This is a genomic window from Brevibacillus formosus, from assembly GCF_003013405.1.
In the GTDB taxonomy this organism is placed as follows: Bacteria; Bacillota; Bacilli; order Brevibacillales; family Brevibacillaceae; genus Brevibacillus; species Brevibacillus formosus.
Map to the genome: position 1 here is coordinate 1 of NZ_PXZL01000018.1, position 25,727 is coordinate 25,727.

22 protein-coding genes are annotated in these 25,727 nt (G+C 48.4%); 11 read left to right on the forward strand and 11 right to left on the reverse strand.

Annotated elements, in window-relative coordinates; genetic code table 11:
- Window positions 1–240 precede the first annotated feature (240 nt).
- The 6 genes from C7R91_RS16970 to C7R91_RS16995 all read left to right on the forward strand — a co-directional run bounded on the left by C7R91_RS16970 (window position 241) and on the right by C7R91_RS16995 (window position 6,102).
- A complete protein-coding gene (locus C7R91_RS16970; RefSeq protein ID WP_047073774.1) occupies window positions 241–915 on the forward strand; it encodes a response regulator transcription factor in 675 nt (224 codons plus the stop codon).
- On the forward strand, window positions 912–2,207 hold the full coding sequence (locus tag C7R91_RS16975) for a sensor histidine kinase (RefSeq protein ID WP_052773442.1): 1,296 nt from the start codon (window positions 912–914) through the stop codon (window positions 2,205–2,207). Before C7R91_RS16970 ends, C7R91_RS16975 begins: the two co-directional genes overlap by 4 nt.
- 140 nt (window positions 2,208–2,347) lie before the next feature.
- Window positions 2,348–2,635 carry a HesB/YadR/YfhF family protein gene (locus C7R91_RS16980; protein WP_047073777.1) on the forward strand — a complete coding sequence of 96 codons (288 nt, stop codon included), beginning with the start codon at window positions 2,348–2,350 and terminating at the stop codon, window positions 2,633–2,635.
- 563 nt (window positions 2,636–3,198) lie between these two features.
- Window positions 3,199–4,164, forward strand: a complete 966-nt coding sequence (locus tag C7R91_RS16985; RefSeq protein ID WP_047073779.1) for a peptidylprolyl isomerase — start codon at window positions 3,199–3,201, stop codon at window positions 4,162–4,164.
- Window positions 4,165–4,203: 39 nt separating this feature from the next.
- Window positions 4,204–4,938 carry an N-acetylmuramoyl-L-alanine amidase family protein gene (locus C7R91_RS16990; RefSeq protein WP_047073781.1) on the forward strand — a complete coding sequence of 245 codons (735 nt, stop codon included), beginning with the start codon at window positions 4,204–4,206 and terminating at the stop codon, window positions 4,936–4,938.
- 255 nt (window positions 4,939–5,193) lie between these two features.
- The gene (locus C7R91_RS16995; protein ID WP_047073783.1) at window positions 5,194–6,102 is read left to right on the forward strand and encodes a hypothetical protein; all 909 of its coding nucleotides are present in this window, start codon (window positions 5,194–5,196) and stop codon (window positions 6,100–6,102) included.
- A gap of 57 nt (window positions 6,103–6,159) precedes the next feature.
- Here the strand turns inward: C7R91_RS16995 and menC are convergent, their stop codons facing one another.
- The 4 genes from menC to C7R91_RS17015 all read right to left on the reverse strand — a co-directional run bounded on the left by menC (window position 6,160) and on the right by C7R91_RS17015 (window position 12,177).
- Window positions 6,160–7,308, reverse strand: coding sequence for an o-succinylbenzoate synthase (gene menC, locus C7R91_RS17000; protein WP_047073785.1), 1,149 nt, complete (start codon window positions 7,306–7,308; stop codon window positions 6,160–6,162).
- 20 nt (window positions 7,309–7,328) lie between these two features.
- Window positions 7,329–8,468: a M20 peptidase aminoacylase family protein gene (locus C7R91_RS17005; protein ID WP_047073786.1), complete on the reverse strand. Its 1,140-nt coding sequence runs from the start codon at window positions 8,466–8,468 to the stop codon at window positions 7,329–7,331.
- Window positions 8,469–8,563: 95 nt separating this feature from the next.
- Window positions 8,564–9,973: a YfcC family protein gene (locus C7R91_RS17010; RefSeq protein ID WP_047073787.1), complete on the reverse strand. Its 1,410-nt coding sequence runs from the start codon at window positions 9,971–9,973 to the stop codon at window positions 8,564–8,566.
- A 179-nt stretch (window positions 9,974–10,152) separates the two neighbouring features.
- A complete protein-coding gene (locus C7R91_RS17015; RefSeq protein ID WP_047073789.1) occupies window positions 10,153–12,177 on the reverse strand; it encodes a sigma-54 interaction domain-containing protein in 2,025 nt (674 codons plus the stop codon).
- A gap of 179 nt (window positions 12,178–12,356) precedes the next feature.
- Between C7R91_RS17015 and C7R91_RS17020 the strand changes: the two genes are divergently transcribed.
- Window positions 12,357–13,028: a LytTR family DNA-binding domain-containing protein gene (locus tag C7R91_RS17020; protein WP_047073791.1), complete on the forward strand. Its 672-nt coding sequence runs from the start codon at window positions 12,357–12,359 to the stop codon at window positions 13,026–13,028.
- A gap of 141 nt (window positions 13,029–13,169) precedes the next feature.
- A complete protein-coding gene (scpC, locus tag C7R91_RS17025) occupies window positions 13,170–14,681 on the forward strand; it encodes a succinyl-CoA:acetate CoA-transferase ScpC (RefSeq protein WP_047073793.1) in 1,512 nt (503 codons plus the stop codon).
- Between the two features lie 129 nt (window positions 14,682–14,810).
- Here the strand turns inward: scpC and C7R91_RS17030 are convergent, their stop codons facing one another.
- The 6 genes from C7R91_RS17030 to C7R91_RS17055 form a co-directional block, all read right to left on the reverse strand.
- Window positions 14,811–15,842, reverse strand: a complete 1,032-nt coding sequence (locus tag C7R91_RS17030; RefSeq protein ID WP_047073794.1) for a cytochrome d ubiquinol oxidase subunit II — start codon at window positions 15,840–15,842, stop codon at window positions 14,811–14,813.
- Window positions 15,839–17,173, reverse strand: coding sequence for a cytochrome ubiquinol oxidase subunit I (locus C7R91_RS17035; protein ID WP_047074055.1), 1,335 nt, complete (start codon window positions 17,171–17,173; stop codon window positions 15,839–15,841). Before C7R91_RS17035 ends, C7R91_RS17030 begins: the two co-directional genes overlap by 4 nt.
- Before the next feature lie 163 nt (window positions 17,174–17,336).
- Window positions 17,337–18,110 carry a pirin family protein gene (locus C7R91_RS17040; RefSeq protein ID WP_047073796.1) on the reverse strand — a complete coding sequence of 258 codons (774 nt, stop codon included), beginning with the start codon at window positions 18,108–18,110 and terminating at the stop codon, window positions 17,337–17,339.
- 54 nt (window positions 18,111–18,164) lie between these two features.
- Window positions 18,165–18,551, reverse strand: coding sequence for a DoxX family protein (locus C7R91_RS17045; protein WP_047073798.1), 387 nt, complete (start codon window positions 18,549–18,551; stop codon window positions 18,165–18,167).
- Between the two features lie 75 nt (window positions 18,552–18,626).
- Window positions 18,627–19,253: an FMN-dependent NADH-azoreductase gene (locus C7R91_RS17050; protein WP_047073800.1), complete on the reverse strand. Its 627-nt coding sequence runs from the start codon at window positions 19,251–19,253 to the stop codon at window positions 18,627–18,629.
- A 136-nt stretch (window positions 19,254–19,389) separates the two neighbouring features.
- Window positions 19,390–19,836, reverse strand: a complete 447-nt coding sequence (locus C7R91_RS17055; protein ID WP_047073802.1) for a MarR family winged helix-turn-helix transcriptional regulator — start codon at window positions 19,834–19,836, stop codon at window positions 19,390–19,392.
- A 188-nt stretch (window positions 19,837–20,024) separates the two neighbouring features.
- Between C7R91_RS17055 and C7R91_RS17060 the strand changes: the two genes are divergently transcribed.
- Complete coding sequence (locus tag C7R91_RS17060; RefSeq protein WP_047073804.1) at window positions 20,025–21,125, forward strand: carbohydrate kinase; 1,101 nt, start codon at window positions 20,025–20,027, stop codon at window positions 21,123–21,125.
- A gap of 3 nt (window positions 21,126–21,128) precedes the next feature.
- Window positions 21,129–22,055: a pseudouridine-5'-phosphate glycosidase gene (locus C7R91_RS17065; protein ID WP_047073805.1), complete on the forward strand. Its 927-nt coding sequence runs from the start codon at window positions 21,129–21,131 to the stop codon at window positions 22,053–22,055.
- A 77-nt stretch (window positions 22,056–22,132) separates the two neighbouring features.
- Here the strand turns inward: C7R91_RS17065 and C7R91_RS17070 are convergent, their stop codons facing one another.
- Window positions 22,133–23,044: a VanZ family protein gene (locus C7R91_RS17070; RefSeq protein WP_236697966.1), complete on the reverse strand. Its 912-nt coding sequence runs from the start codon at window positions 23,042–23,044 to the stop codon at window positions 22,133–22,135.
- 259 nt (window positions 23,045–23,303) lie between these two features.
- Between C7R91_RS17070 and C7R91_RS17075 the strand changes: the two genes are divergently transcribed.
- Window positions 23,304–25,724: a heavy metal translocating P-type ATPase gene (locus C7R91_RS17075; protein ID WP_047073808.1), complete on the forward strand. Its 2,421-nt coding sequence runs from the start codon at window positions 23,304–23,306 to the stop codon at window positions 25,722–25,724.
- Window positions 25,725–25,727 lie beyond the last annotated feature (3 nt).

The following is a 25,727-nucleotide window of genomic DNA, read 5'->3' on the forward strand; positions in this document are numbered from 1 at the left end:
GTATTCAGTTTTGAAGGAATGAGGCGAAAAGCTGTATTCCCGATTACTTGTAAAAGTAATGGAGAATGCAGCTTTTTTGTATTTCCGCCAGCACATACAAATCTGATTCAAAAAAATACGTGCTCTAATAAAAGGAGCGTGTGCACAGCCGAGATCGGCGAGTATGGTCATGATTGTGATTCCAGTCGATTATGCTATGCTGAATGACATACAGCTTGTTCAAATGAAAGAGGGATCAATATGCTTATTCTTGCAGTGGAGGATGAAAAAGCGCTGCTTCAGACAATTGCAGGAGTCCTGACCGATGAAGGATATCAGGTGGATACGGCAGAGCGCGGAGATGACGGCTTGTTATTGGCGGAACGCGGCATCTATGATTTGTTGGTCCTGGACATTATGATGCCAGGAATGGATGGCCTTTCACTGGTGAGAACGTTGCGTACAAAAGGTATAATGACGCCGGTTTTATTTTTAACGGCAAAAGATAGCGTGGAGTCAAGAGTCGAGGGATTGGATGCCGGAGCAGACGATTATTTGGTCAAGCCTTTTGCGGCAGAAGAATTGACGGCGAGAGTGAGAGCCCTCTTACGCCGACAAGGGAAACAAAACCCAGAAGGCGAGCTGGCATACGGTCCTCTATCGCTGAAGATAAATGAATATGACGGTTTTGTTGATGATGAGCCGATGAAGTTAACCACGAAGGAGTACGAGCTACTTAAGTACTTCTTGCAAAATCGGGAGCAAATATTGACGCGCCAACAAATTTTTGACCGCGTGTGGGGAATTGATTCAGAAGCGAATTACGGAGTGGTCGACTTGTATGTCCACTACCTGCGTAAGAAGCTGGGTGCTTACGAAGGCTTCATCCGAACGATCCGCAATGTGGGCTATATTTTGAAAAAGGAAGACAAATGATGTTTCGAAAAACGAGGATTCGCCTCGTAACGTTGAACGTAGTAGTGGTGCTTCTCTTGCTGAACGGGCTGGGGAGCGCAGTCTACTACACGATGAAGTACCGACTCTATTCGCAGGTGGACCGAGAAATGACCAAAGTCAGTCAAAGACTGGCAGTTGATTCTTTGCCTCGACTCCATCGAATTGAAGACGACCCTTTTCCCTACAACCGTCAGGAGAGGAAAAAATTTAACGATCTGGATCGCCGATATGTTTTGCTCGTTTGGGATAGCTTTGGTCGTGTCATCGGGACCGCATTTGGTGATAGACTGGAGCAAGAGGATTATGCAAAATTCCAGCATAACGGAAAAGCAGACGGAATCGAAACGGAAACAGTGAATGGACAAGTTTACCGCGTACAGACAGTTACTGTTCCGAAAAAGGTTATTGTAGGCAATCGGATACAGACCGCGTACCAGTTTCAACTGATTTACAATCTGGCACCTGAGCAAAACATGCTGGACAGCTTGCTGTACGTCGTCATGATCGGTGACATTATCAGTATTGTCATTGCGATCGTGGTTGGGTGGTTTTTGGCGAGAAGGGCACTAATCCCGATCCAAGTCTCGTGGGAAAAACAACAGCAGTTTATTGCCGATGCTTCTCATGAGCTGAGGACGCCGCTCACGGCGATCATGGTCAATCTGGAGAGGCTTTTTAGACACCCGGACCATACGATTGAGCAGGAAAGTGAAAAAATCATGATTGGGATGCAGGAGGCTAAGCGCTTGAGCAAGCTCGTCTCGGATTTGCTCACACTGGCTCGCAGTGATTCTAACGAGCTGCAGATCATGAATCAGACGCTGCGCTTAGACGAGGTAGCGATCAAATGCACCCGGGTTTTTGCACAACTTGCCATCGCACGGGAAATTCGTCTCGAAACAGACATCCAGCAACCCATTGAGATGGTGGGGGACCAAGAACGTCTGCATCAGCTCATGGTCATCTTGCTGGACAATGCCTTGAAGTACACGAACCAAGATGGCCGGATATATGTCTCTTGCAAAAAGGAAGGCGGCCGTGTTTCGATTCTCGTAAAAGACAGTGGGATCGGGATTTCCAAGGAGGATATTCCGTATTTGTTTGATCGCTTCTATCGGGTGGATAAAATGCGCTCTCGTGCGACAGAAGGCACAGGCTTGGGGCTTTCCATTGCCAAATGGATCGTGGATGCTCACCACGGAAAAATTCAGGTCAGCAGTGAGGTAGGTATTGGAACGAGTTTTTTGGTTACACTTCCAATAAAGTCTTAAATAGAAGGAAAGAACCGTTTTCCCAACGTAGGGAATCGGTTCTTTTTTCAAATAGTGGAGCAATTCCATTTAACATACTTTTATGTTTCGAATATCTCTAAATTGAGGTAAACTATAAGCAGAGAGGAGTGGTTGTACGAATGAACATGACGATCACTAAAGCAGCGGTAGCATGGTTTCGGGAAGAATGGGGATGCAAAGAAGGAGACAGCATTCGTTTTTTTGTCCGGTACGGAGGCGTTAGTACGGTTCAGGATTCATTTTCGATGGGGATTGCCAAAGAGTTGCCGAATGAAATCGGCATTTCGACAGTAGAGGATGGCATCACATTTTATATGGAAAAAGATGAGCTGTGGTATATGAATGGAAAAGGGTTGATTGTCGATTATCGACCAGAGACAGACGAAGTAGATTTTAAGCTGGATTGAGCAAAGAAAATGGTAGAACATACTCCGTATTAAAAGCCTCTATGGAGTAGATAACTGGCGCCTGGAGAAGCTCAACAGTCTGTAGTTTCAAGGCTTTACAAAAAACGCTAATAGGATCAGGGTGCTGCTTCGAGAATTTAGAATGGCTCACAAAAAGGGGCTGTCTCATAAGTCGGTTTTTCGGCTTAGAGACGCCCCTTTTGCATTTCACAAACGTTGATATATCCATGTTCCTGATGTTTAAATTTCAGCGGATTTGCCCTTTTGGGACAGCCCCCTCTTATTTGGCTGGCCAACCATCTTTCACTCCTCGAAAGGTATCGCTGTCCTCTTGGATGACTGCGGCTTGTGGTGTGAAAGAACCATCGTTGTTGACAACAATCGACGATAATCACTTCCTAAGACCTATGAAAAAACCAGGGAAAACGGCACTAAGGCATGTAGATATATTTATCTATTGGAAATATATTCAAGGTAGTAATATTATCTTCCAAACTATCTAGTGAATTCTAGCTGGATATCTACTTGGCCTCATCTGTTTTACGAGAGGATGGCTTGAACACATGAAAAAACGAAGAAAATGGCTTTATTTATTTGTACCGATTGGTTTTCTGGGAGTCATTTCTCTGTATGCGGCTTTGATGTACCAGCCCCTTCTTTTTGTTTTCGGCGATCAATTTTTCCGCAGAGACGATTGGGAAAGAATTAAGCCTAAGTATTTCCAAGGGGTAGCGTACTCAGCGGACGAGGAGGTAAGGCTGCTGGAACAACTGAGCTTGGAAGAATTGATCCTTGATATTGGAAAACAGATGGGGGTAAAGACGGATGAGCGTCTGATTGAAGAACAATTAAAACAACTGGGCAGCACGAAAGCGGAGCGTGAAGAAACGTTGCGCCAGATGAACATGACGGAAGAGGACAGCATTCAAAACATAAGACGGGCGATGATTGGTTTTGAAGTGAAAAAGATCGTGACTCGGGATGTTGTGGTGACACAAGAAGAAGTAGAAAGATTTTACCGGGAACAAATCGAGTCTTTTCGCATTCCCGAACTGCGAACCATTTATTATGTACGGGCTAAAAATGGCGACAAGCTCTTGTTGGACAAGCTGAAAGCAGCATCAGCGGAACGTTTTCAATCCCTGCTGAAGCAATATAGCGAAGATCCCGAGGGGCGTGCCGGATTGCATGAACTGGTCGCTCAGTCTCAAATGTCCGAGCATTATAACGAGATGATCGCGAAGGCCGTGTTTCACTCTCCCGTAATGCGGATTGTTGGCCCTTTTGAGAGCCAACAGTGGACCTATTGGTTTTTCCCTGCTGAAGTCATGCCGCCAAGAACACAGACCCTCCCGGAAGTAAGCCAAAAGATACAGCAAATCATTTATCTAGAGAAAGAATCCGTGGTGTACCGTAAGTGGCTCGAGTCACAGAAGAAATCTAACAATTACCTGTTTTTGCCTGAGAATTTGCAAAGGAATAAATTTTTGGCGTTTTGGAGTGACTTACGCCTTCTTTTCAATTCGTAAGTCTTTCGAATAAATAAAAATGATAAAGGAGAAATTACCATGAAAGTAGGAAAACTGTTGTTGACTGCACTCATTTGCTGTAGCTTGACGGGGATGGCCGCTCCCGCATTTGCGGAGAAGGAAATTGCCGACGAGCCTATGTGGGACAGCGCACCCGCACCAAAAAATTACAGCCCGGAAAAGAAGAAAGCAGCCGAAGAGATGGTTATTAACCAAAAATCTTTCACTCTTGCAGCGAATCCAATCATCGTGATCGACCCTGGACACGGTGGAGATGATCCAGGAGCATTGGGCAACGGTTTGAAAGAAAAAGACCTGACTTTGGACATAGGCCTTCGATCCAAAAATTACATCGTTGCCAACTATCCGGCTACGGTTTACATGACGCGAAGCTCTGATACAACGGTTGCTCTGTCTACCCGAGCCTCTTATGCCAATTCCAAAAACGCCAATTTTTTTGTCTCCATGCATATCAATGCCGCATCCCTTTCCTCGGCCAATGGAGTAGAAACTTACAATTACCCCGGATCGACAACCGGAAGGCGATTGGCAACGGAAACGTACAACCAATTAAGAAATTCGTTTTCAAATGACAGGGGAGTCAAAGAAGCAGAGTTTTACGTATTAAAATACACCAACATGCCGGCATCTTTAGGAGAGACCGGATTTATTACGAATGCGAGTGACGCATCCCAGCTTGCGCAAAGTTCCTTCCGTCAAACGCTTGCCACCCAATACGCTACCGGGATGCACCGTTACTGGTGGGGATTCTAAACAAATGATTGCAGCTAACCATGCCTTGAAACGGGATCCAGCTGTATAAGGCACAAACCACTCGAATTACGAAGAGGGGCTGTCTCATAAGTCGATTTTTCGGCTTAGAGACGCCCCTTTTGCATCTGGAACAGCCATTTGGATCGGCCGCATTCGGGAAAAAGAGGATCTGGGATATTTTTCATTTTATACTTAACAAATAAAAATGTTTGTTATATTATGAATACATACCAAATCGAAAAAGGAGGAAGGGATATGCGGTTACTCGATTCGTATTTGGAGCTTGGAGTTGTGGGTATGGCACGTGCAGGTGCATCGGGATGGTTCGGAGGGCACTACGGGGCAGCTCTTCTGGCCGGATACTACATGAATCAGGAGCACGATCTGCCAGAGCATGTAAAAGAAGGTATAGAGCGGACCTGCGAAGCATACCGCGAATTAAAGCCGGAATGGTTTGTTCCTTTGGATCAAGAAGAGCAAGCAGACCCCTCCTTATTACAGCTTGTCATCGACGGGCTACGGAATAATGTGAAACAGCTCCGGACATCGGGACATGGCCTCGCATTAGGTGTGATGGCATTAAAAGCATTGCGGCAACGACCTGATTTGATCAGACCGAGTGTGGTGGACGGACTCGTGACACTGCTGCAGAAGACGACAGAGGATCGACCGAATCGTTACTGGGGCATTCCCAATTATTTTGAAATCACCGTAGAGGATGTAAAAGCGGAAGTAGCCCCATACGATACGACGCTCGAAATGACAAAAAGAATTTTTGATGAGCTGGATACCATCGTGCCAGGACGTACAATTGAAGGGGTACACTATTTCTTTGCAGGTGAAGTCGAGCATAATGTGACGCATGGTCATGCGTTGACCGATTTAGAACGGTTCGGCTACCACGATTTGGTGCAGGCAGGGATGGCAAACCATCGCATCCAAATGTACCTCGATCGACAAATGCCCGAGTTTGTGTTGGAGGATGAAGTAAGGGAGCCCGCGTTTACCGAAATCTTCTCACCTGCATACTGGGAGAAAACATACACCGACCCACATGCATTGAAGGTTCCTTATGCTGCACTTGATTTGCTCAAGCGGCTTCCAGCAGAAGAGCGACCGGCAGCAGAGCGCAGCGTATGCAAGCTGTTGACTATCATGGTATAAGAACATAAAAAACAGGGAGGCCAAAGGGGCGCTCCCTGTTTCCTTTCAGGAACTCGACTACCAGGAAGGGATCAGGGTAGTCGTCGACTCACGGTTTGCCAAATAGCTTTTATGCTCGATCAGGGCATTGCGAATGGCAGACTCATTGATGTCAAAACCGATCCCTGGTGTTGTCGGTACAGCCAGCATACCAGGTGCTGCAAAATCGATGACAGGTGTCACGATATCCTCCGCAAAGTAACGATGTGAAGGGGATGTGTCGCCAGCAATCGTGAAGTTGCTAAGCGAGGCCATCGCGATGTTGTGCGCTCGTCCAATTCCTGCCTCCAGCATTCCTCCGCACCATACAGGTACGCCGCGTGTCGCACACAGGTCATGAATCTTCTTGGCGTCGGTCAGACCGCCTACGCGACCGATCTTGATGTTGATTATCCGGCAACTGCCGAGCTCGAGTGCTTTGCGGGCATCTTCCACCGTATGAATACTTTCGTCGAGGCAGATCGGCGTTTTCAGCTCTCTTTGCAAGGTCGCATGGTCGATGATGTCGTCATGGGCCAAGGGCTGTTCAATCATGATCAAACCGAAGCTATCCAAAGCCTTCAGCATCTCCATGTCTGCCAGCGTATACGCAGAGTTTGCGTCCGCCATCAGCGGAACGTCTGGTCCAAATGTGTTGCGGATCGCACGCATTGGCTCGACATCAAAGCCCGGTTTGATTTTCACTTTGATCTTTTTGTAGCCGTCACGGATGAAGCCTTCTACGCGTTGCAGCAGTTTTTCGATGGTCGGCTCGATTCCGATACTTACACCGACGTCAATCGTCGTACGAGCTCCGCCCAATGCTTGAGAGAGGGAGATGCCGTTCATTTTGGCGTACAAATCCCAGACGGCACCTTCTAAAGCGGCTTTAGCCATGTGGTTGCGGCGCATCCAGGAGAAGAGGCGGGATACATCATCAGGATGCTCGATCTCCCGTGAAAACAGCTGCGGGATCAAATACTTTTCGAGCATGTACCAGACCGTATCGACATCCTCCTCGTTGTAAACAGGGACGTCCATTGCGACGCTTTCGCCGAAGCCGACATGGGCACCGCTATACGCACGCACCAGAATGCATTCCTTGTGGGTCTCGACTCCCATGCTCGTTTCAAAGGGGGAGTTCAACGGAATTTTGATTCGTTGCAGGTCCACGCGTTCGATTTTCATGTTCATCTCTCCTTAACCGTTCATTTGGATTGTTGCTCAAACGTTTTCAATACCGTTCTTGCCAAAATCTCAATGCCGTCTAGCAGTGCTTCTTTTTCAAAAGTCATCTGCGGATGATGAAGTCCTGGTGTTAGACCACAGCCTAAGCCAAGCATGGTCGCCCGAAGCTGTGGACGTTCCTTGGTATAGTAGTGGAAGTCTTCCGCGCCCGGTGTCTGAATCGGCGGTTCGAGCTTCTCTGCCCCCAAGGCTTGGGTAATGGCATCCGCCATGATCAGTCTCGCTTCTTCGTTCACTTCCGCCGCATAGACGCGTTCGGTGATCTCGTAAGACAGCTCTACTTCATACAGACGGGAAACGTGCTGCAAAATGTGCTCGACACGGGCAAATAGGGCGTGAATGACTTCATTCGTCTGTGCCCGCAGGTCCAAGTGGAACTGTGCTGAGCCCGGAATGATATTGCTGCTTTTGCTGCCGGCTGCAAGCTGCGTCATTTTGACGGAATAAGGGACGAGAGGATCGAGATGAATGCCTTTTAACTGCTCGACTATTGCTGCGGCTACCTCGATAGCGTTAACTCCGAGGTGAGGCCGGGCGCCATGAGCATCGGCACCCTTGATTTGCCCGAATACTGTGCCTGCCGCCCCATGCAGGATAGCAGAAGCAGCTGTGCCGCGCGGGATTTCCTGAATGGGACGAAGATGGACACCGTACAGAAAATCAATATCGTCCACTACTTGCTTGTTCACCATCGCAAGTGCACCATTTCCGCTTTCTTCTGCTGGTTGGAAAATGAGCTTTAGGCGACCAGGGAGCTGGACATCCATTGCTTGCAATACCATGAGGACGCCTAATGCCATGGTCATATGCGCATCGTGTCCGCAGGAATGGTTTGCGGTAAAGACGCCGTTTACTTCTTGCCAGAGTGCGTCCATGTCTGCCCGTACGCCTACAGTCAATTTTCCAGGCGTCAGATCGCCCCATTCGCCAACAACTCCCGTCACGTCGTCAAAGGTAGTGACGCGGCAATGGTGTTTTTTCAAGAAGTCAGCGATAAACGAGGTAGTCTGTACTTCCTCCCAGCTTATCTCTGGATGCTGGTGTAAATGCTCGTATAGAGAAAAAATGGCGGGCTGCAATTGTTTGATCGTTGTGCGCATGGTTCCTCCATCGGTTTGTTCGTGAGTAGTCGAAAAGTGAAGCGAAGGCTACGCCAATCCACTTGACGCAGCCAATTTTAAGAAAAGCTCTTTTGTTACGAAACGCCGATTGTCACTGCTACAATGAGCGCGATCGAAGCGATTATGGCCCAACCAGCTAGCAGCTTCCAAATGAATTTGACCCATTTCTCATACGGAATGCCTGCAACAGCCAGATAGCCCATTAACGCGGACGAAGTCGGGATAATGGAGTTGGTTACCGCATCGCCGTATTGGAAGGCAAGGACCGCTATCTGACGTTGGATGCCGAGCAGATCCGCAATCGGCACCATGATCGGCATCGTAGTTGCTGCCTGTCCACTGCCGGAAGAAATGAAGAGATTGAGAAAGGCTTGAATCACAAACATAGCCAAGACGTTTACGGCATCTGGCAAATGACCAATCGCCGAAGTCAGACTGTTAATCATCGTATCGATAATTTTTCCGTCTTCCAGGACGACCGTGATCGCGCGGGCAAAACCTACGATCAACGCGCCAAACGTAACGGCTCTCGCACCAGCGACGAAGGAATCAAACAGCGTATTGACTGACAAACCTCCGACGAGACCAGCAACAAGGCCCATGATCAGGAAGGAAGCGGTAAGCTCGGTCAGGAACCATTCGAACTTGAATACACCGTATACGTTGAAGGCGAGGCCACAGACCATTACCAGGAACACGAGCTTGTGACGCGCATTCAAATCTGGGATGTCTACTGTTGCCTGTTCTTGACTAGCGTGATTCTCTACGCCATAAAGCACACTCTTGGTTGGGTCTGCTTTGACACGATACGCATACCGCATGACGTACCAGATGGCAAAAGCGAGGACGAAGACATACACAACAGCACGAAAGGTAAGACCAGAGAAGAGCGGCAATTGCGCGAGCGACTGCGCCACCCCAACTGTAAATGGATTGATCATCCCACCCATGAAGCCGGCTGCCGCCCCCATGGTGATCATGGCTGTACCTGTTACGGCATCAAAGCCCATTGCACGAGCCAGCGCGATACCGATCGGAACGAAGATGATGCTTTCTTCTGCCATTCCCATCGTAAAGCCACCGATGGAGAAGAGGAACATGGAAGCAGGAATGAGCAGCTTTTCCCGACCCTCCAAGTGTCGGACACCTTTATTGATCCCGGCTTCAATCGCTCCGGTCTGGCGGATGATTCCGAATACACCGCTTACAATAAAGATGTAGAAAATGATTTGCGCGCCTTTTTGCATCCCTTCTGGAATCGCTTTGAACATGTCAAAGAACGAGACCGGATCACTTTCTACAGAATGGTAGCTGCCGTTGACGACGATGGTTTTGCCTGAGGCAGCGTCCTTGACGCGATCGAACTCACCAGCGGGGAGCACGTAGGAAGCCAGGGCGGCCAAAATGATGATGATAAAGAGGATGGCATAGGTATGCGGCACAGAAAAACGTTTCTTTGCAGGTTTCAATGGATGTGTAGACATGAGGTCACCTCGCTTTTTTTTGTTTATGACAAGCAAGGGTCGTGCCAAGTGTCGAAATTTCCCGAATATAAGCGTTTTCAGTAGATTTTCATAGGCTAGGTAAGGGAAGAAAACGAGCTTTAGGAATGTTTATTAGGTTTTATGCAGCCTAATACATCCTATTATTCATTGGGCGGAAGCTAAATCCGCCCGTGTTTTCGCAACAATTCGATACCCGCGGGGGTGATGGAGGTTCCTTGTCGGGTCGTTCCTGAACGAACCAAACCTTGCTGCTCTAGCAGTTTCAGCTTGTGTCGCAGTGCGCTCTCTGTCCAGCCTACGGATTGCAGTTCAGGAGAGTGCGCCAATTGATAACGTCCGACTGGTTTGTTGGACACGTAATAATGATGCAAGCAATACAAAATATCCAGGTCGCGGTTGTCGTCCAATTGGGGGATAGAAGCCGTCTGCTGCTTTTGAAACAGGCTATCCGTCAAACGTTTGGGGAGATCCTGGATACCGATGACAGGATGCTCGCTTACCGTAATGGCATAGTCGACGACATTTTTCAGTTCGCGAATGTTCCCCCGCCAGTCATGGCGATAGAAAAGCTCCATGACTTCTGGCGACCATGTTTTGCGAATGCCTTGCTGCTCCAGATGCTCATCGATAAGAAGGGGAATATCGCTGATCCGCTCACGCAAAGCGGGAATTTGGATCGGCAGGACAGCCAAGCGATAGAACAGGTCCTCACGAAAGCTTCCTTGGGAAACAGCGTCTTCCAAATCGCGATTGGTAGCGGCGATGATGCGGCAATCCACAGAGAGAATGCCTGTACCGCCCACACGGATGACCTGCTTTTCTTGCAGCACGCGAAGCAGCTTGACCTGAATGGCTCCAGAGATGTCCCCCACCTCATCGAGAAAAATCGTCCCACCGTCCGCTTGCTCAAACAGACCGGGCTTTCCGCCTTTTCGTGCTCCTGTAAAGGCACCGTCTTCGTAGCCGAACAGCTCGCTCTCCAGCAGGTTTTCCGGCAAGGAGGCACAGTTGATTGCGACAAAGGGGCCGTTTTTGCGTAGCGAGTGCTGATGAATGGCATGGGCGAACAGCTCTTTTCCCGTCCCGTTTTCGCCTGTCAGCAGAATCGTTTGATTGTTTCTTGCCATTTTTTTGCCGAGCTCGATGGCTTGGAGCAGCGGTTGGCTTTGTCCTTTGATATCGGAAAAGGAGTAGGTGGCTGTATGGCCGCGCAACGTAAGCGTGGTTCGCAAGCGCTGGATTTCAGTCACGTCTTTTAGCGTACAAACGAAGCCTAAATGCTCATGCCTGCGGCGGATGCTTTGACTGCTGACGATAAATTGCTTGTGATCAATGGTTACGAGGGCGTCCTCCTGATCTTCCTGCTCAAAAAAGGGCTGAAGCAAGCTATGCTCCTTCATCACCGTGTACGGTTGTCCAACAATAGAGGATGCGTGTGGACAAAACAGCTCAACGGCGACGTCGTTTATAAACGTAATGAGCCCTTGTTCGTTGCAAGCGATCACGGGGTCTTTGACTGCCTGAAAGGTAGATTGCAGCTGGCTGTTGAGCTTCTGTACTTCTGCGTAGGAGGTGCCGAGCATTTTTGCGAGCTCAGACATTTCTAAAATGAAGGAAGACAAGTATTCACGCTCCCATTCACTGGGCACGCCTACCTTGCGACCGATATCAATCAAGTCATGAATGTTGATTTTGCGAAATCCGAGATCAATAACCTCCACGTGAGGAGGCAGCGGTACATCCGCGATGCTCATAATGATTGCGTACTGAAATTCGAGATCATCAAATGTACAGCCAGGGTGAAAAGGAACGTAATTGATATGATCGACGTTCGCTTCTATTAAATTTTGGATGACCTCTTGTGCCGTTACGGGCGAATTGTTCATGACAGGGACGGTCGTCCCAGGAGGAATCTGCATCAGCGCTTTCATTTTGCGCAGCTCGAAAAAACGGTTTAAAACCGTGATGGGTACGGAGTCAGCGACAGCTTGACGGGCAACTGTGTACAGCTCCGGGGATTTGGTTGTGATAAAGACATGATCGACTCCGCTCAAATCGGGAATGTGCTCATGGCTAGCGTAACCGATGACTTTGCAATACGGTTCGAAATAAGCCCGCAGTTCTTTTAGCAAAAATTCGAGAGTGTCCGTTCCTTTTGCAATCAAGACAATGGTGTGGTCCATGCTGCACCGCCTTTGCTCAAACAATCGTGAATGTTTTGTAATCTCATGATAGCACAATGCCTGGCTGTAATCGGATGGATTCGCTTGTATAGAGAGGAAAGACAAGGATTGATTTGCGGGTGGGGAAATGTGTTTTAATAGAAGGTAGGGAAGATCGAAAAGGAGCAGGAGGAATCAGCATGGAGGACAGATTGGTTCCAGAGGTGCTGCAAATGATTGGGGAAGTCGTGCCAGACGGGGTATCGATCGCAATCTCGGACGGCTCACAATACTTGTACTATCAACCGAGTTCCAATATTGACTTGAAAATTACGCCAGGGGATCTCGTTCCCATTGGCTCCGCTACACATCAAGCGCTCATGGAAATGGGAAAAGTGGGGCATCAGGTGGAGAGTCGTATTTTTGGTGTGCCGTACTATGGACTCTCGCTTCCATTGGTGCGAAATGGTCAGGTCGTGGGCTGTATTACCGCCATCTATCCGCCTCAAAACGTTCCGCTCACAAATCCGGAGCCGCGTCTATCGTTTTTGGTCGGAAAAGGGGAGGACGGCTGGTTGCCTATTCCGTTAACGGAGATCATCTATATCAGCTCTCATGAAGGAAAAACGCTTCTGCATACGGCTAGTGGATCATATGCGAACAAATACAACATGGCTGAACTGGAGTACATGCTTCCGCAAGAGCGATTTGTTCGTTGTCATCGTTCGTATTTCGTCAATATGGAATCAATCGGCTTTATTCACCCGCATTTTCATTCGACGTTTTTATTGGAGATGAAGGACAAGCAAAAGACAAGAGTTCCTGTGAGTCAGTCGTACGCCAGCTCGTTTCGGCAATTGCTCGGCTTCTGAAATATCTGATAAATGAGAATGGTTCGCTGCCGTTTTTTCTTGATAGCCGCGTAAAAATTCTGTTTTGTTGAAAATCGAGTGCCCGCTCAGAATCCATGTGCTAGTGTAAAAGCAATAAAGATGGCATGGGAGGTCACAATGATGTGGGAGCGCTTACGCGATAAACGACTGGCAGATAAAATCGTGACGGCTGAGGTAGCAGCAGGATGGATTGAGGATGGCATGACGATCGGGTTAAGTGGTTTCACGCGTGCTGGTGATGCCAAGGTCGTGCCGCTCGCATTGGCTGAGCTGGCGAAAAAAGAGAACAAGCCTTTTGGCGTAAACGTATATACAGGAGCTTCACTCGGCTCCGATGTAGATGCCGTGATGGCGGAAGCAGGGATCATCAACAAGCGATTGCCGTTTCAAGCAGATCCGGTCATGCGCAAAAAAATCAACGATGGCAGCATGATGTTCGTTGACCAGCATTTGTCGCATACAGCGGAAGCGATTCGCCAGGGAGCGATAGACGCTATTGATTATGCGATTGTGGAAGCGGTTGCAATTACAGAAGAGGGCATGATCATTCCGGCTACGTCCGTGGGGAACTCTAATATTTTCGTGGAAAATGCCAAGCATGTCATCATTGAGTTGAATATGGCTCAATCGGTGGAGTTGGAAGGCATCCATGATATTTATACACCTGCAAAACAAGGAGAGCGTGAACCGATTCCGCTCACGTCCGTGGATCAGCGAATGGGCACAGCAGGGATTCCCGTCGATCCAGATAAAGTAAAAGGGATTGTCCTGACGAATCAGTTGGATTCTCCGTCGACGATTGTGGAGCCGGACGAAGAAACGGCGCAGATTGCCGCACATCTGATCGAGTTTTTGCGTCAGGAGGTAAAAGAGGGACGCTTGCCGAACAATCTCGCGCCATTGCAATCGGGAATTGGATCGGTAGCGAATGCGGTTTTCAACGGATTTTTGGATTCGGAATTCACGGATCTGACTGTCTTTTCGGAAGTGTTGCAGGACGCGGTGTTTGATTTGCTTGATGCAGGTAAAATTTCGTTTGCCTCAGGCTGTTCGATCACGCTGACGGCTGACAAGATGAAGCATGTCACCGAAAATTTTGCCCAATACCGTGACAAGCTGCTGTTGCGTCCGCAAGAAATCACGAACCATCCGGAGCTGATTCGCCGCCTCGGTCTGATTGCGATCAATACTGCGATTGAAGCGGACATCTACGGCAACGTCAACTCGACCAATGTATCGGGTACGCGAATGATGAACGGCATCGGCGGCTCTGGTGATTTTGCGCGCAATGCACGTCTGGGCATCTTCGTAACCAAGTCGATTGCCAAAGGTGGAAACATCTCGAGCATCGTTCCGTTTGCCTCCCATGTGGATCATACCGAGCACGATGTAGATGTTATCGTCACCGAGCAAGGCTTGGCAGACCTGAGAGGCTTGGCTCCGCGTCAAAGGGCCATCAAAATTATCGAGAATTGTGCGCATCCGATGTACCGCGATCAATTGATGGCGTACTACGAGGAAGCACTCACACGCGGTGGGCATACCCCGCATGTATTGGAAAAGGCATTCTCCTGGCACGTACGTTACGCGCAGGAAGGCACGATGCTTGCGAAAAAGCCAGCGTTGGTTTAGGCGATGGAATGATGAGCAAAAAATGATGCTGGAGGAAGAGAAAATCTTCTGATCTTGCTTTTGACCAAACAAAAAAGAGGCTCCGCTGAATCAGGGCGAAGCCTCTTACTTTTGTGTATCGCGAAATTGCTATTTTTGCCGTACATACTGCTCGTCCCTCATGAACAGACGCCAGAAATAAATAAAACCGGGTACGAGAATCGCAAAGCCGACCATATAACAAATGAACAGAGCGTGGAACGTATCCGGATGTGTAAAGCTGGATTCAATCGTCACTTGGGGATAGACGATATAGGGGAGGCGCGCTGCACCGTACGCATAGCTAGCGAGCAGGTATTGTGTTGTGGCGACAATGACCGCAATCCGCGGAAGATGGATGCCGAAGTATCGACGGTCTTGGGGCAGCATGAGAGATATATAACTAATGAAAAAGCAGACGGCCGATGCAATAAGCCAAGGCAAATAGTCGAGAATGCGGTCATATAGCCATTTTGCCTCTATCTGCATCGTGAGCACGGTAACCAATGCCGCAAGCAGCGTAATCGGCCCCAGTAGCACTGCATCCCTGCGGTAAACAGCGAAGGCTTGTTTTTCACCAGCGACGAAGGAGTAGTCCGCGAGAAGCAGCGACGAGAGGTAGAGTGTGCTGCTGATGGCAAGACCAATGAAAGAATAGACGTGCGGGCTGGTCAAAAACAGTCCCCAGTCGAGATACTCTACACCATTGATCGTCCGAGACAACCCGCCCTGCGTCACAGGAAGCACGCTGATTAACAGAGCCGGCACCAATATCCCGGTAACGCCGGAGACGATGCTGAGCATCTTGTCATACTTGTAAATCAGATGCGAAAACACCATGAATGTACTGCGGATCAGGATCAATAACACCACGAGACATCCGGGAACCAGCAGCAGGCTCGCCAGCGTGTAGGTCGCGCCAGGGAAAAAGGTAACGAGGGCGACAACAATTAACACGATAAAGACATTCACGACCTCCCAGGAGGGCGAGAGGTAGCGATTGGCGATTTGGGTGGCTTTGGTTTTTTCTCGATTCAAATAAATCATCGACCAAAAACCTGCACCGAAGTCGAAGGAGGCCGCGACGGAATAGATGACGACGAAAATCCAGAGCAGCGTAATGGCAATAATCGTGTCGGTCATGCCGTTCCTCCGTCCACTTTCGGCTGTTCTGGCGGATCGAGCTCCAAGGGATGGCGGCCAAAATAGCTGCGGAATACGAGCAGCGTGACGATAGCGAAAAATACGTACACCGAGAGGAAAATCCAGAACAGGGTAGAGATGCCTGCTGCTTGGGTAGCGGCATCTACTGTTTTCATCACACGATAAACCACCCATGGCTGGCGCCCAGTGCAGGCAAAAATCCAGCCGAATTCGATGCCTAACAAGGCGAGCGGCCCACTTGCGACAAATACCCAGAGAACCCAGCGTGGAAATTGAGAGCGCTTCAGCAACTTCTTCCAAGCGAAGCCGATGAAGCCTACAAAGATCAACAAGCTGCCGATAATGACCATCCCGTTAAAAAGCGTATGGACGTAGAGTGGAGGCCACAGCTCCTTTGGAAAGTCGTCCAGACCGACCACGACCTCGTCAAAGCGATTGGCTGCAAGAAAGCTGAGCGCCCATGGAATCTCGATAGCGTATTTGACTTCTTTCGTCTCGGGATCGGTAAAGCCGCCAATTGCGAGTGGGGCATAGGCTTGTGTTTCAAACAGTCCTTCGGCAGCGGCCAGCTTTTCCGGCTGGTATTTATGCAAAAGCTGCGCGGATTCATGACCGTTCAAGGCGGTTAAAAGGGAAAAGGTGCCGCCCACGATTAAACCGGTCAAGAGTGCCTTTTGATGATACAAATAAACCCGACTGCCTTTTTCGGCGCGCAGCATTTTCCACGCTGCTACTCCTGCGACGATGAATGCCCCCGTCATATAAGCAGAGACAGTTACATGACCTGCCGTCACGAAAAAGCTGGGATTGAAAAAAGCTTTCCACGGGTCCACGTCGACGATCTGCCCATCAACCATCCGAAAGCCAGTTGGCGTGCCTTCAAAGGCGTGGACATTCGTAATCAGGATGGCGGAGGCCGTCGCACCAAGCAAAACCATGAACAAGCTCAGCAAACGCATGTTGCGGGATAGGCGGTGAGCCGCGTAGACGTAGATGGACATAAATAAAGCTTCCACGAAGAAAGCGAATATTTCGATCTGAAAAGGCAGCGAGATCACCTTTCCGACAATCTCCATGAACCCAGGCCATAACAGGGAAAGCTGGACCCCAGCAATCGTTCCAGACGGGATCGCTACACCTAGCAAGATCGCCTGGGCTTTTGTCCAGCGTTTGGCCATGATCTCGTAATCGCGGTCACGCGTCCGCCAAAAGAGGAGCTCCACCAGCAAGATCATGAGTGGGAGACCAACGCCCATGGTCGCAAAAATAATGTGAAAGGCCATAGTCGTCCCGAATATGGCTCTGGTCATCACGATATCTTCCACGTTCAACTTCCTTTCTGATCGGCACCAAAAATTGTTAACGATTTCCTCGTTAATGTCCCATGAGGAGGCGGAGTTTATACGAAAAAGACCGTCACAAAAATGTGACGGCCGGGCTTGATGATAGGATAAGGGCGTTTGGAAGAGTAGATTATTTACGATAAAGTGGATAATCAACCTCAGTTGGTACTTGAATCAACACCAGGCGGAGCGGAGCATCCGTTGATGCTGTGTAGATGGCTGTGCTGCTTTCCTCGGAGGAGAGAACGACAAAGTCACCTTTGGTTGCCGGGGTGTGATTCTCGCTGACAGTTGCTTTCTCTGCAACGCTTCCGTTCCCTTCCACTATAACGACTGCATGAGCATAACCAGCCGGGAGTTCTTTTTCATACGATTTTCCAGCGGGAATCGTGATGTCGCTCATCGAGGAATCCGTAACCAACTGAATGGGCGCAGACGATCCGATGATGTGTTTCACTTGCACTCCATCAACATCCTCAGACGGAAACTCCTCATGATCATACTGATTGTAAGTCGGCGGTTGCTTTGTTGTTTGCGCGAGATGCGGTTCAAACCAGATTTGAAACATTTCCGTATCCTTGCCAAGTTCTTCTGCATGGTACGCGCCTGAACCGGTTTGCATAATCTGCGCGCCGCCTGTTGACACCTCTTGAAGATTTCCAAGCGTGTCCCGATGTCCGACTGTCCCTGTGAGGACGTATGACAAAATTTCAAAGCCGGAGTGAGGGTGCAGCGGAATCTCAAATGTCTTCAATGATTTTGCCCATGCCCAGTAAAAAAGTGGTCCTACCCGTTTGACAACGGAGCCTTCATGAGGGAAGCCAATTGGTTTATTCTCTACGATTTCACCGTCGCCAAAATGTCCTTTTGCTTGCTCGTTCTGTGTATAGACGCGGATTTCCATCTGATGTTCCTCCCTTAGTACGATTGCTGGCTTACGGGTTGTAAGGAGTTACTATTAAAACAAAATGTATGCGCCCGGACCGATCAACGCCACACCAATAACAACTGCGATTAATGTCAGGTTGTATTCGTATCCGTTTTGTGTGACCCAATATCCATTTTGCCCGTGTACCTTCAGAATGGCAACCAGCATTGTGAAAGCAAGCAGAATAGCACTTGGCCAGATTCCTACGCCTGCCGCAAACATCAGACCGCCAACGAGCTCAGACAATCCAGCGACAAAGGCCATCATTACGCCAGGTTTCACTCCAATGGACTCCAGCCAGCCGCCTGTTCCTTTCAAACCATAACCACCAAACCAGCCAAACAACTTCTGTGTACCATGACCTGCAAACGTCAAACCAATGACCAAACGAATTAACAACAATCCAGTATCCAACACTTTTCATCTCTCCTTAATTACTTTTAATTAGTATATCTTTATTTTGAGATAATTGTCCAAAAAGGCTGGCGGGCCTTAGAAGGATTCCGCCAGTTTTACTGCTTTTTCTACACCAGCTGCAACGAGCTCAGCTGCTTTGTCTTGGAATTGGTTGTGACCTTCTACGATCACTTCCGATACATTGCTGATGCCCCAGAAGCCGAGGAGCGTGCGAACGTATTTGTTTGCCATTTCAAGCTCAGCCATAGGTCCTTCGGAATAAACGCCACCGCGTGCGCTCAACAGAGCTACTTTTTTGTCGCCCATCAGACCAACTGGACCTTCAGCTGTGTACTTGAATGTTTTGCCTGCTTGGGAGAGGTAATCCATGTACGAGTGCAGAACTGCAGGAACAGTGAAGTTCCACATTGGGAAAGCAAATACGATTTTGTCTGCTGCTGTAAACTGGTTCAGGTATTTGTTAACCAAGTCAGCACGTTTTTGCTCATCAGCAGACAGCTCGATGCCGTTTCCTGCTTTCCACATAGCAGTCAGCATGTCGTTACCGTAATAAGGGAGGTTTTCAGCAAACAGATCCAGCTCAACGATTTCGTCATTTGGATGTGTTTCTCTGTATGCTTTCGTGAAAGCTTCGTACAGCTTTACACTTGTAGCCTGCTCAACTGGGCGATCGTTTGCTTTAATAAAAAGTACTTTACTCATGAAAATCTTAATCCCCTTCCGTTTAGTAAGTCGCTAACTTTTAATGTATAAATCTTGATTTTAAGATTATTACGTATCGGATCTTTTGTCAACACTTTTTTAAAACAATTGTGGTGAAGAGAGGGGGGCTGCTCATCTAATAAGTAGCCTGAGCAGTTCGTCCCAGCTTTTTTAGCAGCTCGATTGCTTGACGCTGTTCTTCTGGTGTGAGACCTTCCATCGCTTTCTCAATGGCACGTTGATGAGGAGGGAAGATTTCAGACAAAAATTGATGCCCTTTTTCAGTGAGTTCCGCAAAAATGACGCGGCGGTCCTCCGAACAGGGCTTGCGAATGAGCAGTTGCTTCTTTTCGAGTTTGTCCACGACGTATGTGATGTTTCCGCTGGAGATCAAGATTTTTTCGCCAATTTGCTGCAATGGTTGAGGACCTTTATGAAATAATACCTCTAGTACCCCGAATTCAGTTGGATTAAGTCCATGCTCGCGAATGTGACGATTGGAGTGAGCGGTAACCCAGTTGTATGACCTTGATAAAACGACAAAAAGATCGAGGGGATCATTTCGCAGTGGTTTGTCAGACATACGGACCCTCCTTTATATCGAAATTTAGATATCTTTAATTTAAGATAATCCTACATGATCGTATTCCTGTTTGTCAAATTAAGATAAAAAATAAAATGCAAAACACATCTGTACAAACAATTGTCCTCGTGATAAACTTTTGTTTGTAAACGAGCTGTGAAAGCGTAACAGAAGAAAGGAGGATGACCGTGGAAAAAGACATGCAGATCCTTCATCATATCCGGCAAAATCCTTTTATCACGCAACAGGAGCTGGCTGATCTAATTGGCATCTCACGTTCAGCGGTAGCTGGCTACATCGCACAGTTGACCAAGCGCGGGGAAATCAAAGGACGGGCTTATGTACTTCGTGATGAAGGAATGATTGCTTGTATCGGTGGGGCCAACCTCGACCGCAAAGCACGCGGCAAGCAGCAGGTGCGTCTACACTCATCCAATCCCGTAACGATTATGGAATCGTGTGGAGGAGTGGCACGGAATATCGCGGAGAACCTCGGTCGTCTTGGCTGCAATACGTCACTCATTACGAGTGTTGGTGAGGATAAAGAAGGCGAATGGCTCTTGCAGGAGACGAAAAAGCACGGGGTGCACATCAGCCAAGTGTGGAGATTGCCTACACAACGGACGGGAACGTATACCGCTCTTCTCGATATTGATGGCGAGATGGTTGTTTCCTTGGCGAACATGGATATTTACGATGCTCTCACACCGGAGATGTTCGCGGAGAAATGGTCGCACATAGCAGCAGCCCACGTGGTTTTCATCGATACAAACATTCCGGCGGACTGCTTGGCCTACATCATCGAACGTTGCCGGGAGGAAAACATCCTGCTCTTCGTTGACCCAGTCTCTTCCATTAAAGCAAAGAAGCTCCCACAGCAATTGGACGGAGTAGAAGCGATTTTGCCGAATCGCGAAGAAGCCGAGCTGATGGCTGGCATGAAGATCACGACGATCGAAGAATGCGCCGAGGCTTGCCGCAAGATCAGGGAACGGGGCGTCAAGCACGTCATTGTGACTTTGGGCGAAGAGGGCATTTACTATCAATCCGAGGATGTTGAGGAGCATATGTCTCCCTATCCAACGGAAGTGGTAGATGTAACAGGTGCGGGAGATGCGTTCGCGTCGGGACTCTTGTATGGCATTGTAAACGGAGAGTCTTTCCAGAGAGCGTGCCGCCTTGGATTGGCAGCATCCGCTCTGACATTGCAAACAGAGCAGTCCGTATCTCCTCTATTAAAAGCAGAACAATTGGAACTGGCCGTAGAACAATTCGAAAAGGAGCGATAAGAGATGAAACAATATTTGACCTTTACTGAGGAAGTACGCCACGCACTGGAGAACAACCTGCCGGTAGTTGCGCTGGAGACGACGATTATTTCGCACGGTATGCCATACCCGCAAAACATTGAGATGGCAAAAGAAGTAGAGCAAATCATTCGAGACAACGGTGCTGTACCAGCTACGATCGGGATCATGGACGGCAAAATCAAAATCGGTTTGACTGACAGCGAGCTGGAAGAGTTTGCGACGAACAAAAATGTAGCAAAAGTAAGCCGTCGCGACTTCGCTTACATTTTGGCTAGCGGTAAAATCGGTGCGACTACAGTAGCCGCTACCATGATCGCAGCTGAGATGGCTGGCATCCACATGTTTGCAACAGGCGGTATCGGCGGGGTACACCGTGAAGGCGAAATCACTTGGGACGTATCTGCTGACCTGACTGAGCTGGCGCAAACAGATGTAGCTGTAGTATGCGCAGGTGCGAAATCGATTCTCGATATCGGCCGCACACTCGAATATTTGGAAACGCAAGGTGTACCAGTTGTGGGCTACCGCACAGATGAATTCCCATCCTTCTTTGCTCGCGAAAGCGGTTTTAGTGTAGACATGCGTATCGATACACCAGAAGAAGTCGGTAAGATGATGAACACCAAATGGGATCTGGGACTCAAAGGCGGTATGATTATCGCGAACCCAGTACCAGAATCAGATGCACTCAATCACGAGGAAATCGAAGCTGTGATCCTAAAAGCACTCGCGGAAGCAAAAGAAAACAACATTGCAGGGAAACAGGTAACGCCATTCATGCTCGATAAAGTGAAAAAGCTGACAGAAGGCAAGAGTTTGGCAACGAACATCGCGCTGGTGAAACACAATGCTGAAGTAGCTGCGAAAATCGCGGTAGCTTATCAGAAAGAAGCGAATCAAGGTAAATAAGAGAGATTGTACAACAAAACAGTCAAAGAAAAACGAGCCTCTAGAATTGCTTCTAGGGCTCGTTTCGTTTATTTTACTCACTCCCACCAATGTTGCATTCCACGGATTCCAACATCCCACAGCTTAGCGTTTCCGGAAACGATAATGGTAATCTCGTTTACCTCGTTAAAAGGCATCTCCTTTAAAGCTTCTGCCCCTTGATAGGATTGTTCGTTTAACTGAGATATTTCTTGTCCATCTACGATGATTTTGGCTTCACCCTTAGCGTCTCCATTGTCGGGAATGCCGAAATAGAAAGAAAGCCAGACATTTTCTTGGTTCCCCAGAATATAGTTGTATGTTTTGGTTGATTCCCCTTCACTGCTATACACGTTCATTTTCGGCTCTATTCGCTCACCTGCTACGGTGAAACTTGGGAGGTTCTCAGTCATAGGGGTAGTTCCTGTCGTTTCTTTCATAACCGTTAATGATTGAATAGGGCCTTCTCTTTTTTTGATGATTTCAGAGACCACCTTGACCCCAAATATAAGTACAACAATAGATAGAGCCGAAGCCATGAGCTTTTTATAAGAAATATTTGAAGAAAATCCAACTCGATAGGCAACATAGCCAATCGCTGCCCCTATTGTATTGGATATCACATCATTTACATCAAAGCTACCAAGATGTGTTAAAGCTTGAAAAGTTTCTAGAACAAGAATACCTAAGACAAACAAGGATATGAACTTCCCAAATCTTACACGATACAACAGGGGAAATAGTATTCCAAAAGGGATAAAAGCAGCGATGTTTCCAAAATCAACAATCCATGAATAATTTAGTTCTGGAAATTTAAGTGGTACTCCTTCTGGGACAAGGATAAAGGTGTACCCTTCTACACTGGCTGCACCGTCGAGCCTGTTAAACGCGAAGAACATAAAAAATAAAATTAAAATCGTATAGAATATGGTGCCAACCAAGATGACTTTCCGTGATTTCGTTTCCATCATTTCAATCTCCTTAAAGCCTTTTGTGTCTGAATGATTTTACTCTGAATGAATACGTAAGTGATTAGCTGTTAGTCACATCCTTGATAACAACTAAGATTTTCCCTGTGTTTTTAGCATTTGAAGCCCATTTAGAAAAAAATTGAAAAAAGCACTTGATATACCCTGAGGGGGTATTGTATAGTAAAGGTGTGATCAGGAAACAACGTAAGGGAAACGATACGATATAATATACCCCTACAGGGTATTCGGAGGGATTAAAATGAGTGCTAAAACAGCAGAGGCAACAGTCGCAATCTCAGGGATGACTTGCGCAGCTTGTGCACTGCGCATCGAAAAGGGCTTGGGAAAAATGGAGGGTGTAGAGACCGCCAACGTCAATCTGGCTTTGGAAAAATCCACAGTCGTGTTCGATCCAACGAAAACGAACATAGACGACATCCGCTCCAAAATTGAATCGCTCGGCTATGGCGTCGTCACTGACAAGGTGGAGCTAAACATCTCGGGAATGACATGTGCGGCTTGCTCCACACGGATCGAAAAAGGCTTGAACAAAACAGCTGGGGTTCTGAAGGCAAACGTGAACCTGGCGATGGAAACAGCCACTGTCGAGTACGATTCCTCACAGGTAAGTGTGACGGACATTATTCAAAAGGTAGAGAAGCTAGGGTATCAGGCCACTCGCAAGGAAGAAGGAAAAGAAGAAGAAAAAGTAGATCGTCGCCAGGAAGAAATCAAACGGCAGACCCGCAAGTTCTGGATTTCCGCGATTCTGTCACTCCCGCTGCTCTGGTCGATGGTGAGCCACTTTTCCTTCACCTCGTTTATCTGGCTGCCTGAAAGCTTGATGAATCCGTGGGTACAGCTCGCATTGGCCACACCGGTACAATTCATCATCGGAGCACAATTTTACGTCGGAGCTTTCAAAGCCCTTCGCAACAAGAGTGCCAACATGGATGTGCTGGTTGCTCTCGGTACCTCGGCTGCTTATTTCTACAGTTTATGGGTCGCGATCAACTCCATCGGTGCTCATGGCGACCACATGCTCGAGCTGTACTTTGAGACCAGTGCGGTACTGATCACGTTGATCGTTTTGGGTAAACTGTTTGAGATGAAAGCAAAGGGACGCTCTTCGGAAGCGATTCGCAAGCTGATGGGCTTGCAAGCAAAAACAGCAGTAGTCGTAAGAGATGGCGTCGAAATGACCATTCCTGTAGAAGAAGTGAGACTAGGCGATGTCGTGCACGTGAAGCCGGGAGACAAAGTACCTGTCGATGGCATCGTTATGGAAGGACAGTCCGCAGTTGATGAATCCATGCTGACTGGTGAAAGTATTCCGGTGGATAAAGCCGCAGGCGATACCGTCATCGGCGCCACTTTGAACAAAAACGGCTTTTTGAAGGTCCAGGCGACCAAGGTCGGAAAAGAAACAGCTCTGGCGCAAATCATTAAAGTAGTGGAAGAAGCACAAGGAACAAAAGCACCGATTCAGCGAGTAGCTGACAGCATCTCCGGGATTTTTGTCCCAATCGTAGTAGGGATTGCCATCCTTACCTTCTTAATTTGGTACTTCTTCGTTATACCTGGCAACTTCGGTGAGGCTTTGGAAAAAGCAATTGCCGTACTCGTAATCGCTTGCCCGTGCGCCCTCGGTTTGGCAACACCGACCTCGATCATGGCGGGCTCTGGACGCGCAGCTGAGCTGGGTATCCTGTTCAAAGGCGGGGAGCATCTTGAGACTGCTCACCACCTGGATACAATCGTCCTCGATAAAACAGGGACTGTAACCAAAGGTGAGCCAGAACTGACAGACGTCATCGCCATTGATATTGAAGAACAAGAGCTGCTCTCTTTGGTCGGCGCCGCTGAGAAAAACTCCGAGCACCCATTGGCTCAAGCCATCGTTCGCGGTATTGCAGATAAAGGAATCACTCTGTCGGATACAGGTTCATTTGAAGCGATTCCTGGGTTCGGTATCCGGGCAACCGTCGCTGGCAAAGAAGTACTCGTCGGTACCCGCCGCTTGCTGGAAAAACATCAAATCTCGTACCAAGCAGTGTCTGATACCATGCTGGCACTGGAGCGCTCCGGTAAAACGGCGATGCTCGCAGTCGTCGAAGGCAAGCTCGCTGGCCTGATTGCCGTAGCGGATACGATCAAGCCAACCTCTAAGCAAGCTGTTCAGCGCATGAAAGCAATGGGATTGACTGTGATCATGATGACCGGTGACAACCGTCAAACCGCCGAGGCTATTGCCCGTGAAGCAGGAATCGATCACGTCATCGCAGAAGTCCTGCCTGAAGGCAAAGCCGCAGAAGTGAAAAAACTGCAAGAACAAGGCAAAAAAGTAGCGATGGTCGGCGATGGTATCAACGATGCTCCTGCACTTGCTACCGCTGACGTCGGTATGGCAATCGGTACAGGTACAGATGTGGCCATGGAAGCGGCCGATATTACCCTGATGCGCGGCGAACTGACCAGTGTCGCAGACGCCATCGAGATGAGCAAACTCACCATCCGTAACATCAAGCAAAACCTGTTCTGGGCATTAGCCTACAACACCTTGGGCATCCCGATTACCGCAATCGGCTTCCTCGCTCCATGGCTTGCCGGTGCCGCAATGGCCTTCAGCTCCGTATCCGTTGTACTCAACGCACTGAGACTGCAACGGGTGAAGCTGTAACAA

Bases quoted from the DNA above. Each gene is read 5' to 3' on its own strand.
- C7R91_RS17075 (WP_047073808.1), top strand. From the start codon at position 23,304: ATGAGTGCTAAAACAGCAGAGGCAACAGTCGCAATCTCAGGGATGACT.
- C7R91_RS17040 (WP_047073796.1), bottom strand. From the start codon at position 18,110: ATGGAAATCCGCGTCTATACACAGAACGAGCAAGCAAAAGGACATTTT.
- C7R91_RS17010 (WP_047073787.1), bottom strand. From the start codon at position 9,973: ATGTCTACACATCCATTGAAACCTGCAAAGAAACGTTTTTCTGTGCCG.
- C7R91_RS16980 (WP_047073777.1), top strand. From the start codon at position 2,348: ATGAACATGACGATCACTAAAGCAGCGGTAGCATGGTTTCGGGAAGAA.
- C7R91_RS16975 (WP_052773442.1), top strand. From the start codon at position 912: ATGATGTTTCGAAAAACGAGGATTCGCCTCGTAACGTTGAACGTAGTA.
- C7R91_RS16990 (WP_047073781.1), top strand. From the start codon at position 4,204: ATGAAAGTAGGAAAACTGTTGTTGACTGCACTCATTTGCTGTAGCTTG.
- C7R91_RS17020 (WP_047073791.1), top strand. From the start codon at position 12,357: ATGGAGGACAGATTGGTTCCAGAGGTGCTGCAAATGATTGGGGAAGTC.
- scpC (WP_047073793.1), top strand. From the start codon at position 13,170: ATGTGGGAGCGCTTACGCGATAAACGACTGGCAGATAAAATCGTGACG.
- C7R91_RS16970 (WP_047073774.1), top strand. From the start codon at position 241: ATGCTTATTCTTGCAGTGGAGGATGAAAAAGCGCTGCTTCAGACAATT.
- C7R91_RS17050 (WP_047073800.1), bottom strand. From the start codon at position 19,253: ATGAGTAAAGTACTTTTTATTAAAGCAAACGATCGCCCAGTTGAGCAG.
- C7R91_RS17070 (WP_236697966.1), bottom strand. From the start codon at position 23,044: ATGATGGAAACGAAATCACGGAAAGTCATCTTGGTTGGCACCATATTC.
- C7R91_RS17030 (WP_047073794.1), bottom strand. From the start codon at position 15,842: ATGACCGACACGATTATTGCCATTACGCTGCTCTGGATTTTCGTCGTC.
- C7R91_RS17015 (WP_047073789.1), bottom strand. From the start codon at position 12,177: ATGGACCACACCATTGTCTTGATTGCAAAAGGAACGGACACTCTCGAA.
- C7R91_RS17035 (WP_047074055.1), bottom strand. From the start codon at position 17,173: ATGACCAGAGCCATATTCGGGACGACTATGGCCTTTCACATTATTTTT.
- menC (WP_047073785.1), bottom strand. From the start codon at position 7,308: ATGAAAATCGAACGCGTGGACCTGCAACGAATCAAAATTCCGTTGAAC.
- C7R91_RS16995 (WP_047073783.1), top strand. From the start codon at position 5,194: ATGCGGTTACTCGATTCGTATTTGGAGCTTGGAGTTGTGGGTATGGCA.
- C7R91_RS17065 (WP_047073805.1), top strand. From the start codon at position 21,129: ATGAAACAATATTTGACCTTTACTGAGGAAGTACGCCACGCACTGGAG.
- C7R91_RS17055 (WP_047073802.1), bottom strand. From the start codon at position 19,836: ATGTCTGACAAACCACTGCGAAATGATCCCCTCGATCTTTTTGTCGTT.
- C7R91_RS16985 (WP_047073779.1), top strand. From the start codon at position 3,199: ATGAAAAAACGAAGAAAATGGCTTTATTTATTTGTACCGATTGGTTTT.
- C7R91_RS17005 (WP_047073786.1), bottom strand. From the start codon at position 8,468: ATGCGCACAACGATCAAACAATTGCAGCCCGCCATTTTTTCTCTATAC.